This is a genomic window from Janibacter zhangyanbonis, from assembly GCF_050507325.1.
Classification (GTDB): domain Bacteria; phylum Actinomycetota; class Actinomycetes; order Actinomycetales; family Dermatophilaceae; genus Janibacter.
Map to the genome: position 1 here is coordinate 1273820 of NZ_CP191481.1, position 14706 is coordinate 1288525.

At 71.4% G+C, this 14706-nt stretch carries 12 protein-coding genes and 1 riboswitch; of the genes, 10 read left to right on the forward strand and 2 right to left on the reverse strand.

The features are described 5' to 3' along the window. The first annotated feature begins 103 nt into the window (after window positions 1–103). Window positions 104–1477 (forward strand): DUF2510 domain-containing protein, encoded by a 1374-nt coding sequence (locus ACQBJO_RS06265; RefSeq protein WP_421006767.1) that lies wholly within the window; start codon window positions 104–106, stop codon window positions 1475–1477. Next, entirely contained in the window at window positions 1474–2217 is a 744-nt protein-coding gene (locus tag ACQBJO_RS06270) for a hypothetical protein (protein ID WP_421006766.1), read from the forward strand. The genes ACQBJO_RS06265 and ACQBJO_RS06270 overlap by 4 nt, the downstream gene beginning before the upstream one ends. Here the strand turns inward: ACQBJO_RS06270 and ACQBJO_RS06275 are convergent. Continuing rightward, on the reverse strand, window positions 2204–3589 hold the full coding sequence (locus tag ACQBJO_RS06275; RefSeq protein ID WP_255185895.1) for an L-serine ammonia-lyase: 1386 nt from the start codon (window positions 3587–3589) through the stop codon (window positions 2204–2206). The two genes, ACQBJO_RS06270 and ACQBJO_RS06275, sit on opposite strands and share 14 nt — an antisense overlap. Window positions 3590–3686: 97 nt before the next feature. Here ACQBJO_RS06275 and ACQBJO_RS06280 point away from each other — a divergent pair, with 97 nt between their 5' ends. Then, entirely contained in the window at window positions 3687–4166 is a 480-nt protein-coding gene (locus tag ACQBJO_RS06280) for a hypothetical protein (protein ID WP_421006765.1), read from the forward strand. Between the two features lie 12 nt (window positions 4167–4178). On the opposite strand, the gene ACQBJO_RS06285 is transcribed toward ACQBJO_RS06280, so the two are convergent. Further along, window positions 4179–5654, reverse strand: a complete 1476-nt coding sequence (locus ACQBJO_RS06285; RefSeq protein ID WP_421006764.1) for a carboxyl transferase domain-containing protein — start codon at window positions 5652–5654, stop codon at window positions 4179–4181. A 54-nt stretch (window positions 5655–5708) separates the two neighbouring features. Here ACQBJO_RS06285 and ACQBJO_RS06290 point away from each other — a divergent pair, with 54 nt between their 5' ends. The 7 genes from ACQBJO_RS06290 (at window position 5709) to hrpA (ending at window position 14694) form a co-directional block, all read left to right on the forward strand. Then, window positions 5709–6065, forward strand: a complete 357-nt coding sequence (locus tag ACQBJO_RS06290; protein WP_430407156.1) for a hypothetical protein — start codon at window positions 5709–5711, stop codon at window positions 6063–6065. Next, window positions 6052–6453 carry a hypothetical protein gene (locus ACQBJO_RS06295; protein WP_421006763.1) on the forward strand — a complete coding sequence of 134 codons (402 nt, stop codon included), beginning with the start codon at window positions 6052–6054 and terminating at the stop codon, window positions 6451–6453. The genes ACQBJO_RS06290 and ACQBJO_RS06295 overlap by 14 nt, the downstream gene beginning before the upstream one ends. A 33-nt stretch (window positions 6454–6486) precedes the next feature. Further along, window positions 6487–6599, forward strand: a riboswitch (SAM riboswitch). 16 nt (window positions 6600–6615) lie between these two features. Further along, window positions 6616–7932 (forward strand): bifunctional o-acetylhomoserine/o-acetylserine sulfhydrylase, encoded by a 1317-nt coding sequence (locus ACQBJO_RS06300; protein WP_430407157.1) that lies wholly within the window; start codon window positions 6616–6618, stop codon window positions 7930–7932. A 68-nt stretch (window positions 7933–8000) separates the two neighbouring features. After that, on the forward strand, window positions 8001–8306 hold the full coding sequence (locus ACQBJO_RS06305; RefSeq protein ID WP_255185900.1) for a hypothetical protein: 306 nt from the start codon (window positions 8001–8003) through the stop codon (window positions 8304–8306). Further along, window positions 8306–9565: a hypothetical protein gene (locus ACQBJO_RS06310; protein WP_421006762.1), complete on the forward strand. Its 1260-nt coding sequence runs from the start codon at window positions 8306–8308 to the stop codon at window positions 9563–9565. The genes ACQBJO_RS06305 and ACQBJO_RS06310 overlap by 1 nt, the downstream gene beginning before the upstream one ends. Window positions 9566–9605: 40 nt before the next feature. Next, the gene (locus ACQBJO_RS06315) at window positions 9606–10874 is read left to right on the forward strand and encodes a GNAT family N-acetyltransferase (protein WP_421006761.1); all 1269 of its coding nucleotides are present in this window, start codon (window positions 9606–9608) and stop codon (window positions 10872–10874) included. A gap of 22 nt (window positions 10875–10896) precedes the next feature. Further along, window positions 10897–14694 carry an ATP-dependent RNA helicase HrpA gene (gene hrpA / locus ACQBJO_RS06320; RefSeq protein WP_421006760.1) on the forward strand — a complete coding sequence of 1266 codons (3798 nt, stop codon included), beginning with the start codon at window positions 10897–10899 and terminating at the stop codon, window positions 14692–14694. Window positions 14695–14706 lie beyond the last annotated feature (12 nt).

Genomic DNA, 14706 nt, shown 5'->3' on the forward strand with positions numbered 1-14706 from the left:
GGAGTGCTCCCCACTGCTGACTGCCCTTTCGGTGGGTACTCTTGCGACAGCAATTCACGGCAGTTGGACAACTGCACTCGAGACAGAGATGGAGGGGGCCTCGATGAGCTCCTGGGCGGCCGGTTGGTATCAAGATCCCGAGCACGAGGGTCAGATCCGCTACTACGACGGCAACGGATGGACCGAGCACCGGCAGGCGACCCCAGAGGGCTTCGGCGTCGGCCAGCCCGGCCCCGACGCTGCCGGGACCGGCGTCCGCCAGGACACCGTCGGGTCGACGAGTGAGGTCGACGAGGCGACGCGCGTGCGTCCGAGCGCCGACCGGGCCCCCGAGACCGAGGCGATCTCCACGACCGACTCCTCCTCGCAGGCCGGGGCCGCCGGCGCCGCCGGCGCCGCGGGTGCGGGTGCTGCCGGCTACGGCCAGGAGCAGGGCTACGGGCAGTCGGCCTACGGCCAGTCCGGCTACGGGCAGTCCTCCTACGGCCAGGACGAGCAGGGCTACGGCCAGTCCGCCTACGGTCAGCAGGCCTACGGCCAGGACCAGCAGCAGGGCTACGGCCAGTCCTCGCCCTACACCCAGGGCTACGACCAGCAGCAGGGCTACGGCCAGCCCGCCTACGGCCAGCAGGGCCAGGGCGAGCCGCCCCAGGGCAAGAGCAAGATGCCGCTGATCATCTCGCTCGCTGCCGTGGGCCTCGTCCTCGTGCTCGTCCTGGCCTTCGTGGGCTTCAAGCTCATCGGTGGCAGCGACGACGACCCGACCGCGGACCCGACCGACTCGACGACGACCTCGCAGCCGACGGACTCCTCGACGGACAGCTCGACCGACACCACGACGGACTCGTCGACGACCGACCCGAGCACCACGAGCTCGTCCACCTCGGACGACCCGGGCACGAGCATCCTCGACAACAAGAACAAGGCCGCCGAGTGGGGCAAGAAGTACACCGGCAGCGGCAAGGCCTTCATCGGGGTTCCCTCCGGTGACGGCGCCGGCCTCGTCGAGTTCACCTACAAGGGCGACGACTACGACTCCCTGACGATCAAGGGCCTCGACGGCAACGGCCGCAGCTCCGAGTACGTCCTCACCGCCTCCGACGCCACCAAGGGCACGGTCGCCTACAACCTCACCAACTACACGGCGGCCACCTCGCGCATCGAGATGGACACCGAGGGTGACTGGACGATCAAGTTCATCCGCATCAACCAGGCGCCCAACTTCGGCTCCTCGCAGAAGGGCACCGGCGCCCAGGTCTTCAAGTGGGACGGCAAGCGCAGCGACCTCTCGGCCAAGTACACCCAGCCGGCCGACTCCTTCCTCGGCAACTTCCGGGTCCAGGCCGTGGGCACCGAGGACTACCCGGACCGCCTGATCAGCGAGTACGACAACTACGAGGGCACGACGACCGTCCAGGACGGCACGAAGTACCTCGTCGTCGACGCGACGGGTGACTGGGAGCTCACCAAGAAGTGAGCAGCAGCCGGGTCTTCCCGATCATCATCGCCACGGTGGTCGGCGCGGGGCTCGTCGCTCTGATCGTCCTCGGGGTCATCGGTGTCCGCTGGTTGTCCAGCGGTGCTGATGGCCCCGAGGACGTTGTGGCCTCACCGTCGTCTTCGCCGTCGGCCTCGGCTCCGACCTCTGCGTCACCGTGGGGCGGCGTCTCCTCGGGCACCCGGGGCGGAGGGACCGTCGACGTGCCCGACGTGGCCGGCGAGGAACCGGCCCTGATCACCTACACCCAGCGCGGCCTCCCCTTCGACCCCCTGTCGCTCACCGGGGTCGACGCCGACGGGCTGGAGACCGAGGCGATCCTCGACAGCTCGACGGGCCGGTCCGGCACCGTCCTCTTCAACGTCAACGCCCATGGCGCGCCCACCGAGCGCATCGAGGTGGAGGCGAAGGGGGACTGGACCGTCCGTTTCGCACCGCTGGACCGGGCGCCTGCAGCCGGCAAGGTCGAGCGGGGTCGTGGTCCGGCGGTCTTCGCCTGGGACGGCACGGACGGCGACCGGCTGGACGTGACCTACTCCCAGATCACCGAGGCCCCGTCCAGGTCCTTCTACCTGCAGGCCCTGGACGCCGACGGCGGAGTCATCGACAGGGTGCTCACCGTCGACGACGACCACGAGGAGTCGACGACCCCTCCCATCGGCACGAGATATCTCGTGATCTTCAGCCCCGGTGGTGAGTGGGAGATCAGCACTCGATGACGTTGACGGCGAGCCCGCCGCGTGCCGTCTCCTTGTACTTGACCTTCATGTCGCGGCCCGTCTCGCGCATCGTCTTGACGACCTTGTCGAGCGAGACGACGTGCGAGCCGTCGCCGCGCAGCGCGGTCCGGGCGGCGGTGATCGCCTTGACCGAGGCCACGGCATTCCGCTCGATGCAGGGGATCTGCACGAGCCCGCCGACGGGGTCGCAGGTGAGGCCGAGGTTGTGCTCCATGCCGATCTCCGCAGCATTCTCGACCTGGGCAGGGGAGCCGCCGAGGACCGCGGCCATCGCTCCGGCAGCCATCGAGCACGCCGACCCGACCTCGCCCTGGCAGCCGACCTCGGCGCCGGAGATCGAGGCATTTTCCTTGTAGATCACGCCGATCGCGGCAGCCGTGAGCAGGAAGCGGCAGATGCCGTCGTCGTCCGCGCCCGGCACGAAGTCGGTGTAGTAGCGCAGCACGGCCGGGATGATCCCGGCAGCGCCGTTGGTCGGCGCCGTGACGACGCGACCGCCCGCGGCATTTTCCTCGTTGACCGCCAGGGCGTAGAGGCACAGCCAGTCCATGCCACGAAGGGGGTCGTCGCTGCGGCCCTCGGTCCGCAGCCGCTGGTGGAGCTGGGGAGCGCGCCGGCGCACCTTGAGACCACCGGGCAGGACCCCTTCGGTCCGCAGGCCGTTGTCGATGCACTCGCGCATCACCGACCAGATGTGCAGCAGCTCGCTGCGCACCTCCGCCTCGGTACGCCACGACAGCTCGTTGTCGAGCATGACCTGCGAGATCGACAGACCCGTCTCGGCACAGATCGCGAGCAGCTGGTCGCCGGTGGTGAAGGGGTGCTTGACCGGGGTCGTGTCGGCGACGATCCGGGTCGAGCCGGACGCGTCCTCACCGACGACGAAGCCACCGCCGACGGAGTAGTAGGTGTGGCTCGACAGGGGAGTGGCGCCCTCGCCGCTCTCCTCGCCCCAGGCGGTGAAGGTCATGCCGTTGGGGTGCAGGGGCAGGGACTTGCGGCGGTGGAGGACCAGGTCGTCGTCCTCGACGAAGTCGATCTCGTGCTCGCCGAGCAGGCTCACCCGACGGCTGGACCGGATCTGCTCGAGCCGGCCGGTCACCGTGCGGGGGTCGCACAGCTCGGGACGCTCGCCGGTGAGCCCGAGGAGCACGGCGGTGTTGGACCCGTGGCCGTGACCGGTGGCACCGAGGGAACCGAAGAGCTCGGCCCGCACCCGCCGCACCTGCGGCAGCAGGCCCTCGTCGCGCAGCCCCTCGACGAACATCACGGCGGCACGCATCGGGCCGACGGTGTGCGAGCTCGACGGGCCGATGCCGACGGAGAAGAGGTCGAAGACACTGAGTGCCACTGGGGGTCTCCCGGAGGTCGCGGTGGTGCCGCCGACGGGGTGTGGGCCGGCGTGCCGGTCGTCACACTACCCGCGCCGCGACCCGGGACGGGCGCCTGTGGAAAAGCTCGCGGCGGCCCGCCGTGACGTGGCCATGATGAAGGGCATGACCTACGACGACCTGCCGGCCGACTGGCCCCAGCGCCCCCTGACCGACCCCACCCTCACGGCCGACGTCGTCGACCTCGTCGTGCGTGAGGCCGACCGCGCGGAGGGGTGCCTGAGCATCCTGCTGTGCAGCCGGGAGCACCGACTCGTGCAGCCGGTGACGATCAACGACGTCGAGGGGGTCCCGCCGCACGAGCGACGCCGCCCCTTCGACGTCTTCCTCAGCGGATTCGCCGACCGCCTCGGCGGCATCGTCGTCGCCGTCGGCCGTCCCCGCGGCTACACGCCCGACGACGTGGCGAGGGGGTGGCACGAGGCGGCGATCGCCGCCTGCCGCGAGCACCGGGTGCCCCTGCTCGGCACCTATCTCGCGTCGGTGCACGGGGTCGTCGAGATGCCCGCGTGGCCGGGCCTCGCGATCGCCGGGTAGCGACCGGCCGGGTCACCCCTCGTGCAGCAGCCCCTCGACCTCGGCCGCGATGGCGGCGGCGATCGCGGCGGCGAAGCCCTCGGGGTCCTCGTGCGCGGCCGGCTCCTCCGGGACGATGACGTCGACCGTGCCGTCCTCGTGCATCTGCGTGGCGCCGACCCGCTGCCGGGCGGCGAGCAGCGCGGCGTGCTCGGTGTCCTTGTAGACGATCGCGCTCGCACCCTCCGGGGGCAGCGGCGAGAGCCAGGCGTGGCCCGCGGCGATGATCCGCTGCGCCGGCAGCAGCGCGAGGGCGCCGCCGCCGGTGCCCTCGCCGAGGAGCACGGAGACGCTCGGCACGGTCAGGGCGGTCATGTCGGAGATCGAGCGGGCGATCTCGCCCGCGAGGGCGCCCTCCTCGGCACGGGGCGACAGGTCGGCTCCGGGGGTGTCGATGATCGTCACGAGCGGCAGCCCGAGCTCGGTCGCCATCCGCATACCGCGTCGCGCCTCGCGCAGCGCGGCCGGCCCCATCGACTGGGCGGCCTGGTAGCGCCGGTCCTGACCGACGAGCACGCAAGCCCGCCCGGCGAAGGACGCCAGCGCGAGCATGACGCCCTTGTCCGACTCGCCGTAGCCGGTGCCGTTGAGCGGGATGACGTCGTCGGCGGCGTGCCGCAGCAGCTCGCGCACACCGGGCCGGTCCGCACGACGCGTCGTCTCGATGGACGTCCAGACGCGGGCGACCTCCTCGTCGGTGGGCTCCGGACGGGAGACGAAGGGGGCGATCGGCCACGTCGGGTGGTCGGCCGGGTCGGCGGTGCGCCTCGTGCTCGCCGACAGCAGCGTGAGCGCGCGGGCGGCGATGTCCGCGAGGCCCTCGACGGGGACGACGGCATCGACGATGCCCTTGTCGACGAGGTTCTCGGCGACCTGCACCCCGTCGGGGAAGGGCACGCCGTTGACCGTCTCGTAGACGACCGGGCCGAGGAAGCCGATGAGCGCGTCGGGCTCGGCGATCGTCATGTGGCCCAGCGACCCCCACGAGGCGAAGACGCCGCCGGTCGTGGGATGACGCAGGTAGACGAGGTAGGGCAGACCGGCAGCCTTGTGCGCGACGACGGCCGCCGAGATGTCGACCATCGTCACGAAGGCCGGGGTGCCCTCCTGCATGCGCGTGCCCCCGCTCGCGGTGGCCGCGACGAGGGGCAGGCGCTCCGACGTCGCCCGGCGGATCGCCGCGACGATCCGTGCGGCCGCGGCCCGCCCGATGGAGCCACCGAGGAAGCGGAACTCGCCGACGATGAGTGCCACCTCGTGACCGCGGATGCTCGCCCGACCGGTGAGCACGGACTCGTCGGTCCCGGCCCGCTCGGCGGCCTTGTCGACCGCGGCGCGGTAGTCGGGGGAGAGGCCGCTGACGTCGATCGGCTCGTCCCACGAGACGAAGCTGTCGGCGTCGACGACGGAGGCGATGAGCTGCTGGGCACCGGGACGCGGGTCACTCATGGCAGTGATGGTCGCAGGCCGCGCGCTGGGTACCCTTGCCCGGTGCTTGTGCCCTTGACCACTGTCGTCATCGTCGCGGTCGGCGTGCTCGGACTGCAGTCCCTGGCCTACCTCGTCCTCGACCGCCTCGTCGACGACCTCATGCTGATCGTCACCGCGGTCCTCGAGCTCGCCCTGCTCGTGCTCGTCGTCGTCTCTGCGATCGCGATGGGCAAGGTGTCGGGCCAGGGCGAGGGTGCGACGATGCTCGCCTACGCCCTCACGCTGCCGATCCTGCCGCCGATCGTCGTCTTCATCGCGCTGAAGGAGAAGACCCGCTGGGCCATGGGCGTCGTCCTCGCCGGCGCCTTCACCGTCGGGGTCATGGCCTACCGCATCCTCCAGATCTGGCAGACCCATGGCCCGGCCTGAGGTGCGCACGGGCACCGGGCCCGGCCGGGTCGTCGTCGCGGTCTACGCCGTCCTCGCGCTCGCCGCGACCGGCCGCTCGGTCCTGCAGATCACCCAGTACTTCGACCGCGCGCCGCTGGCCTACGTGCTCTCGGCGCTCGCGGCCGTCATCTACGTCGTCGCGACCGTGGCCCTGGCGAAGGGGGGTCCCTCCGGCGCCCGGGTGGCGACCGGGGCGATCACCGTCGAGGCGGTCGGCGTGCTCGCGGTCGGCACCCTGTCCTTCGTGCGGCCGGAGCTCTTCCCGGACAAGACCGTCTGGTCCCACTACGGGTCCGGCTACGGCTACCTGCCCCTCGTCCTCCCCTTCGTCGGCCTGTGGTGGATCCACCGTGTGAGACGCGGCTGAAGTCTCGCGCCACCATCTCCTATCCTCGGGGCAGGTCTTGAGCGCCAGCGCGAAGCCCCGGCTCGCTGGCCGGCAACCCTCCTCCGCGGTGGGGTGCCCCGGGAGACGACCTGGTCCGCGACGACCGTCGCGGTCAAGCGCGCACAGCACAGGAGCACAGCCATGACCGACGCCTCCACGTGGAGCTTCGACACCCAGCAGATCCACGCCGGCCAGGCACCCGACCCGACGACGGGCTCGCGGGCGCTGCCGATCCACGCGACGACCTCCTACGCCTTCAAGGACACCGAGCACGCGGCGAACCTCTTCGCGCTCAAGGAGTTCGGCAACATCTACACGCGGATCATGAACCCCACCCAGGACGCGGTGGAGCAGAAGATCGCCGCGCTCGAGGGCGGTGTCGGCGCGCTACTCACCGCATCGGGGATGTCCGCGACGCATCTCGCCCTCGTCAACATCGCCGAGGCCGGTGACCACATCGTCGCCAGCGCCGCGCTCTACGGCGGCACGATCAACCTGCTGAAGTTCACCCTGCCGAAGTTCGGCATCGAGGTCAGCTTGGTCGAGGACCCGAGCGACCTCGAGCAGTGGCGGGCGGCCGTGCGGCCCAACACCAAGGCCTTCTTCGGCGAGACGATCGGCAACCCCAAGCCGGTCGTCCTCGACATCGCCGGCATCGCCGAGGTCGCCCACGAGGCGGGGGTCCCGCTCGTCGTCGACAACACGATCGCCACGCCCTACGTCCTGCGGCCCATCGAGCACGGCGCCGACGTCGTCGTGCACTCGGCGACGAAGTACCTCGGTGGCCACGGCACCGCGATCGCCGGCGTCATCGTCGACTCCGGCAACTTCGACTACGCCGCCGACGCGGAGAAGTTTCCCAACTACAACCAGCCCGACCCGAGCTACCACGGGCTGCGCTTCGGGCCCGACCTCGGTGTCAACGGCGCCCTGGGGGCCAACCTCTCCTTCATCCTCAAGGCGCGCGTGCAGCTGCTGCGCGACATCGGTCCGGCGATCTCGCCCTTCAACGCCTTCCTCATCGGGCAGGGCATCGAGACGCTCAGCCTGCGCATCGAGCGCCACCTCGACAACACCCGCAAGGTCGTCGACTTCCTCTCCGGCCACGGCCAGGTCGAGTCGGTGAACTGGGCCTCCCTCGAGGGCTCCGCGAGCTTCGAGCAGGCGCAGCGCTACACGCCGAAGGGGGCCGGTGCCGTCATCTCCTTCGAGATCGCCGGCGGCTTCGAGGCGGGCAAGAAGTTCGTCGAGGGGCTCACGCTGCACAGCCACCTCGCCAACATCGGTGACGTGCGCTCCCTCGTGATCCACCCCGCGTCGACGACCCACTCGCAGGGTCCGGAGGAGGACCGGCTCGCCGCCGGCGTCACCCCCGGCCTCGTGCGCCTGGCGGTCGGCCTCGAGGGCATCGACGACATCATCGCCGACCTCGAGGAGGGCTTCGCCGCGGCGAAGTGATCGAGCTCGTCCGAGGGGCCTGTGGATAATTCCACGGGCCCTTCGGCGTTCTTTCCTAGCGTGGGGGCATGGACGGACAGCAGCGCATCTCCATCGACAGCGAGGGCATCGACGGGCTCGGCCGACAGCTGAAGGCCATCGCCGACTTCCTGGAGGAGAAGGCGGCGAAGGCGAACAACGAGGCGGTCGAGACCTTCGGCTTCCCGAGCTGGTACGGCACCGATGCGTACGAGGGCGCGATCGGCGACTTCGAGCGGGAGCGGATCCGGGTGGGCAAGCAGCTGCGCGAGCTCGGCCGCCTCGCCAAGGATGCCGGGGGTTGGTACGTGAAGACCGAGGACCTCCTCGACCGGCGGCACCAGGGAGTCCTCTGATGGCGTTGGACGAGACAGGGACGATCGAGGAGGGCGACCCGGAGATGATCCGGGCGGAGGCGGACGAGCTGAAGACGGTCGCCGCCAACATCCACACCGTCGCCGAGATGCTCCGCATGGTCTCGACGAAGGGAGTCTGGGAGTCGTGCTCCGGCACTCTCTTCGAGCAGGAGGTCGGGACGACCCCGCAGGACCTCGTCGCGATCGCCAACCGGCTCAGCGACACCGAGCAGATCATCCGGCCCTATGCCGACCGGCTCGAGAAGAGCCAGGCCGAGCTCGCGCGACTGCGCGCTCGTTACGACGCCAACGACAGGACCAGCGAGGACCGGCGGGCGAGGCTCGAGACGATGACCCCGGAGGACCCCGAGTACGCGACGGTCGACCGGGAGTACCGCGCGGCGAGCAACTCGCGGGAGATGAACAAGCGAGGGTACCGGCGGGTGGCCGACGCCGCAGTGGCCGACGAGCGGGCGACGGCCGGGCGGCTGGGCTCGGTCGGAACAGCCTTGTCCGACCCCCGGACCTACAACAGCTTCGAGATGGCCAGCCGGACGGGGACGAGCAGCCTCTTCAACAACCCGGTCGTCGACGTCACCCCGTGGGGCAAGCCGGCGGCGATCATGACCGCAGGCGATCCCATCGGCAAGCTCGGCCGCCGCGCGGTCTACGGCGAGGGGAGCTACAAGGACGTCGGCGCGACGACCGTCCTCACTGCCGTCGACATCGTCATCCCCGGGAGCAAGCGGGCCGATGCCAAGAATGCCACCAGGCTCAGTCACCGTGCCGACGAGCTCAAGAACATCAGGGCGGCGGACACGTCCACCAACCCCATCGCCCATCGACGGATCGCGGCGAACGCCAAGAGCTGGACCCAGCACAAGGTCGCGACGAACACGGTGAAGCTCAAGCACCGGGCCACTGACAAGCTGGCCGAGGCGAGTGGCGCCCGCCTGGTCGACGACATGGTGACCGACTGGGCGGCGGTCGCTGGGTCGGGTCGTGTGCGCAAGGGCGGCTACGTCGTCAAGTACTCCGTGCGGACCACCAGCAAGGTGACGTCCCAAGCCAGCTCGGTGACGTCGACTGCGGGCCGGATCGAGCAGGCAACGGAGTCCCCGGCAGACCGCCGAGCCCGCCGGGAGAAGGAGGAGGCGGCGCAGCGTCGGCAGCTCGCGGAGCAGCAGCGTCGGGACGAGCGGGTTCACGACCTGTCGGCCGGCCCGCTGCACGAACCCGCGGTCACGCTCGTTCGCTAAAGCCGTTGCCGCGTCGAGGGGTGGGTGCCACGGTTGCTGCATGACGAGCGACATCGAGATCACCCGGATCGACCCCGCCGACGAGAGTCAGGTCGAGGGGTTGCTCGAGCTCGACAAGTTCGTGTGGGCCGACGCGGGCCGCCGACCGCGCGAGGCGCAGCTGCGCGACACCCCGAGCCGGGCCGGCTTCGTCGCCACCCGTGGGGGAGAGCCCGCCGGGACGGCCGGGTCGTGGGACGTCGAGGTCTCCGTGCCGGCTGCGGGAGGCGAGGTCGCCTCCCTTCGTCCTGCGGAGGGTCTGACCTGGGTCGGGGTGCACCCCGACCACCGGCGACGCGGGGTGCTCACGGCGACGATGGCCCACCACCTGCGGTGGACCCGTGACGAGCAGGGGCGCTCGCTGTCCGTGCTCAAGGCGTCGGAGCACACGATCTACGGGCGCTTCGGCTACGGGGTCGCGAGCACGGTGCTGCGGTCGAGCTTCGGCCGGGGCACGAGCTTCGCCGCGCCGCCGCAGGTGCGGGCGCTCGCCGACGCGACGACCCTGCGCACCACGACGGTCAGCCCGGACCAGGGTGACCGGTGGCACGACATCGCCCGCGCGGCCGCGGTCACCGGTGCCGGGCAGGTCGTGCGCAGCCGCGAGGACTGCGCCCGCCTGCTCCACGACAGCCCCGAGACCCGCGGCGACCGTGAGCCGGCCCGCCTGCTGTGGGCCACCCGCGACGGTCGCGACGTCGGCGCCGCGTACTTCCACCGCACGGCGAAGTGGTCCGACGGGCGACCCCAGGGCGAGGTCGGCGTCTTCTTCCTCGTCTCGACCGACGTCGGGGCCCGGCTCGCGCTCGCCGAGCGGCTCGTCGACCTCGACCTCATGGGCAGCACGGAGTACTGGGTCACCCTCGACGACCCGCTCGTGCAGTGGCTGCCCTCGCCGCGCGCCCTCGGCGGCGGCGGGCCGAGCGACAACCTCTGGCTGCGCATCGTCGACCTGCCGACCGCCGTCGCCGAGCGCGGCCACGCCGCCGATCTCGACGTCGTCGTCGAGATCAGCGACGCGATCCTGCCCGAGCAGGCCGGCCGCTGGCGCTGGACCGCCGCACGCGACGGTGTCGGCGCCCTCGAGCGCACCGACGCCACCGCTGACCTCACGCTCGACATCGGCGACCTCGGCGCCGTGTGGCTCGGCGGGCAGACGATCGCGGCCCGTGCCGCCGCCGGGTACGTCACCGGTGACCCGGCCGCGGTCGCGGCGCTCGACGCCGCGCTGCGCACGCCGACCGGTCCGGTGACGACGATCGACTTCTAGCGGGGCACGTATCCTGACACCCATGCCCGTCCCCCTTCGCGAACCCGTGTCCGCGGAGGACCTGCACTACCCCGAGGACCTGCCGGTCGTCGCGCGCAAGGACGACATCGCCGCGGCGATGCGCGAGCACCAGGTCGTCATCGTCGCGGGGGAGACCGGGTCGGGAAAGACGACCCAGCTGCCCAAGATCGCGCTCGAGATCGGGCGTGGTCGTGAGGGGCAGATCGGCCACACCCAGCCCCGTCGGATCGCCGCCCGCTCGGTGGCCGAGCGCATCGCCGAGGAGCTGCGGGTCGACCTCGGCGGGCTCGTCGGCTACCAGGTGCGCTTCGCCGATCACAGCAGCGACAGCACGGCGGTCAAGGTGATGACCGACGGCATCCTGCTGGGCGAGATGCAGCGCGACCGCGACCTGCGCCGCTACGACACGATCATCATCGACGAGGCGCACGAGCGCTCGCTCAACATCGACTTCATCCTCGGCTACCTCAAGCAGCTGTTGCCGCGTCGCCCCGACCTCAAGGTCATCATCACCTCGGCGACGATCGACCCGGAGCGCTTCGCCGCCCACTTCAGCGACGAAGGGGGCGAGCCCGCACCGATCATCGAGGTCTCCGGCCGCACCTATCCCGTGGAGGTGCGCTACCGCCCCCTCGGAGAAGAAGACGGCGAGGACGGCGGAGTCGATGGAGATGGCGACCAGGTGACCGGCATCTGCCGGGCGGTCGAGGAGCTGTGGACCGAGCCCGAGTCCGGCGGCCCGCGCGATGCCCTCGTCTTCCTCAGCGGCGAGCGCGAGATCCGCGACGCGCAGGACGCCCTGACCGGGATGAACCTGCCGGACACCGAGATCATCCCGCTCTACGCCCGGCTCTCCGCGGCCGAGCAGCACCGCGTCTTCGCCCCGCACTCCGGGCGCCGGATCGTGCTGTCCACCAACGTCGCCGAGACCTCGCTGACCGTCCCGGGCATCCGCTACGTCATCGACACCGGCACCGCGCGCATCTCCCGCTACAACCAGCGGACCAAGGTGCAGCGCCTGCCGATCGAGCGCATCTCGCAGGCCTCGGCCAACCAGCGCTCCGGCCGCTGCGGTCGCGTCGCCGAGGGCGTGTGCATCCGGCTGTACTCGCAGGAGGACTTCGAGGCCCGGCCGGAGTTCACCGACCCCGAGATCCTGCGGACCAACCTCGCGAGCGTCATCCTCCAGATGACCGCGCTGGGCCTGGGCGACGTCGCACGCTTCCCCTTCGTCGAGCCGCCGGACTCCCGTCAGATCACCGACGGTGTCCGCCTGCTGCAGGAGCTGCAGGCCTTCGACACGGAGCACCGGGCGAAGGGGGCGCGTCGCCTCACCCCGACTGGCCGGACCCTCGCCCGCCTGCCCGTCGACCCCAAGCTCGGCCGCATGCTCATCGAGGCCGACCGACTCGGCTGCACCACCGAGGTCCTCGTCATCGTCGCCGCGATGTCGATCCAGGACCCCCGCGAGCGGCCGACCGAGCAGCGGGCCCAGGCCGACCAGCAGCACGCCCGCTTCCGCCAGGAGGGGTCCGACTTCGCGAGCTGGTGGAACCTCTGGGTCTACCTCAAGGACCAGCAGAAGGCCTTGTCCGGCAGCGCCTTCCGCCGCATGTGCAAGCGCGAGTACATCCACTTCCTGCGCACCCGCGAGTGGCAGGACCTGCACAGCCAGCTCGTGCGCGCCGCCAAGCAGTGCAAGATCGACACCCGCCAGCGCACCTCGGCCCCCGACGCCGAGCCCGACTGGGACCGCGTGCACCAGGCGCTGCTCACCGGGCTGCTCAGCCACATCGGCCTGCGCGACGAGGAGAAGCGCGACTACCTCGGTGCCCGGGGAGCCCGATTTTCCATCCAGCCGGGCACGACGAACTTCCGGCGGCAACCCCCCTTCGTCATGGCGGGGGAGCTCGTCGAGACCAGCCGGCTGTGGGCCCGCTCGACCGCTCGCATCGACCCCGTGTGGGCCGAGCGGGCCGGCGCGCACCTCGTCAAGCGGACCTACTCGGAGCCGCGCTGGAGCAAGAAGGCCGCGTCGGTCATGGCGACCGAGCGGGTGACGCTCTTCGGGGTGCCGCTCGTCGTCGGCCGCGCCGTCTCCTACGGCAAGATCGACCCGGTCACGAGCCGTGAGCTCTTCATCCGGCACGCGCTCGTCGAGGGGGAGTGGGACGGCCGGCACGAGTTCCTCACGACCAACCGCAAGCTCGTGCGCCGGCTCGAGGCGCTCGAGGAGCGCGCCCGCCGACGCGACCTGCTCGTCGACGAGCAGGACGTCGTCGACTTCTACGACGCCCGCCTGCCCGACACCATCGTCTCCGGGGCGCACTTCGACAGCTGGTGGAAGACGGCCCGCCACGAGCAGCCCGAGCTGCTCACCCTCACCGAGGAGCTGCTCACCCGCGACGACGCCGAGCAGGTCGACGGCCGCGACTACCCCCGCCGCTGGCGCACCGACGGTCTCGAGCTCGTCGTCACGTACCAGTTCGAGCCCGGCACCGAGGACGACGGCGTCACCGTCCACGTGCCCGTCGCGCTGCTCAACCAGCTGACCGCCGAGGGCTTCGACTGGCAGGTGCCCGGGCTGCGCGCCGACCTCGTCACGGCGCTCATCAAGTCGCTGCCCAAGGCCACCCGCCGCCACCTCGTGCCCGCGCCCGACCACGCCCGCGCCGCGCTCGCCGAGCTCGACCCCGACGCGGGCACGTCGATCACCGAGCAGCTGTCGAGCGTGCTCGGGCGCCGGGCCGGCATCCGCATCGACGAGGGGGAGTGGGACTGGTCCAAGGTGCCTGACCACCTGCGCGTCACCTTCGCCGTCGAGGACTCGAGGCGTCGTCGACTCGGCCGGGGCAAGGACCTCGAGGCGCTCCGCGAGAGCCTCGCCGGTCATGTCCAGCAGGGCATGTCGCGCGCCGGTGCCTCCATCGAGCGCACCGGTCTGACGACATGGGACCTCGACGAGCTGCCCGCGACCTTCACGACGAAGACCGGCAAGCACACCGTCGTCGGTTATCCGGCCCTCGTGGACGAAGGGAGCAGCGTCGCCATCCGCGTGCTGCCCGACGAGCAGCAGGCCGTCGCGGCCCACACCGCCGGCGTGCGTCGGCTCCTCCTCCTCGGCACGACCCCGCCGTGGAAGCGCGTGCTCGCCCGGCTGACCAATGCGCAGAAGCTCGCCCTCGCCGACAACCCCCACGGCTCCGTCCCCAAGCTGCTCGACGACGCGCTCGCCGCCGCCGTCGACGACATCGTCACCCAGCACGTCACGGGGGCGGTGCGCACGCGCGCGGCCTTCGACGAGGCGCTGGCCGCGACCCGCACGCACGTCGCCCAGCGGGTGCTCACCGCCGTCTCCGAGGTCGAGCCCGTGCTCGGCCAGCGCACCGAGATCATCGCCACCCTCGACCGGATGAGCGCGCCCGCGGTCGCGACGACCGTCGCCGACGTGCGCGCCCAGCTCGACGGGCTCGTGCGCCCCGGCTTCATCGCCGACACCGGGCTGGCCCGGCTGCCCGACCTGCGGCGCTACCTGCGCGGGATCTCCCTTCGCCTGGAGCGGGCTGCGGACAACCCGCGCCGCGACGGCACCCACCAGGAGGTCGTCGACGGCGTCGAGGGCGCCTATGCCGACCTGCTCGACGCGCTGCCGCCCCTGCGGCGCCGCTCCGCCGACGTCGTCGCCATCGGGTGGATGATCGAGGAGCTGCGCATCTCGCTCTTCGCCCAGTCCCTCGGCACCGCGCAGTCCGTCTCGGCCAAGCGGGTGCGGGCGGCGATCGCCGCGGTCGAGCGGTAGCCACCGGGCGTG

What these genes read in the sequence shown, in the direction of transcription:
- hrpA (WP_421006760.1), top strand. Translation starts at nt 10,897, where the DNA reads ATGCCCGTCCCCCTTCGCGAACCCGTGTCCGCGGAGGACCTGCACTAC.
- ACQBJO_RS06295 (WP_421006763.1), top strand. Translation starts at nt 6,052, where the DNA reads ATGGCCCGGCCTGAGGTGCGCACGGGCACCGGGCCCGGCCGGGTCGTC.
- ACQBJO_RS06300 (WP_430407157.1), top strand. Translation starts at nt 6,616, where the DNA reads ATGACCGACGCCTCCACGTGGAGCTTCGACACCCAGCAGATCCACGCC.
- ACQBJO_RS06310 (WP_421006762.1), top strand. Translation starts at nt 8,306, where the DNA reads ATGGCGTTGGACGAGACAGGGACGATCGAGGAGGGCGACCCGGAGATG.
- ACQBJO_RS06285 (WP_421006764.1), bottom strand. Translation starts at nt 5,654, where the DNA reads ATGAGTGACCCGCGTCCCGGTGCCCAGCAGCTCATCGCCTCCGTCGTC.
- ACQBJO_RS06265 (WP_421006767.1), top strand. Translation starts at nt 104, where the DNA reads ATGAGCTCCTGGGCGGCCGGTTGGTATCAAGATCCCGAGCACGAGGGT.
- ACQBJO_RS06305 (WP_255185900.1), top strand. Translation starts at nt 8,001, where the DNA reads ATGGACGGACAGCAGCGCATCTCCATCGACAGCGAGGGCATCGACGGG.
- ACQBJO_RS06315 (WP_421006761.1), top strand. Translation starts at nt 9,606, where the DNA reads ATGACGAGCGACATCGAGATCACCCGGATCGACCCCGCCGACGAGAGT.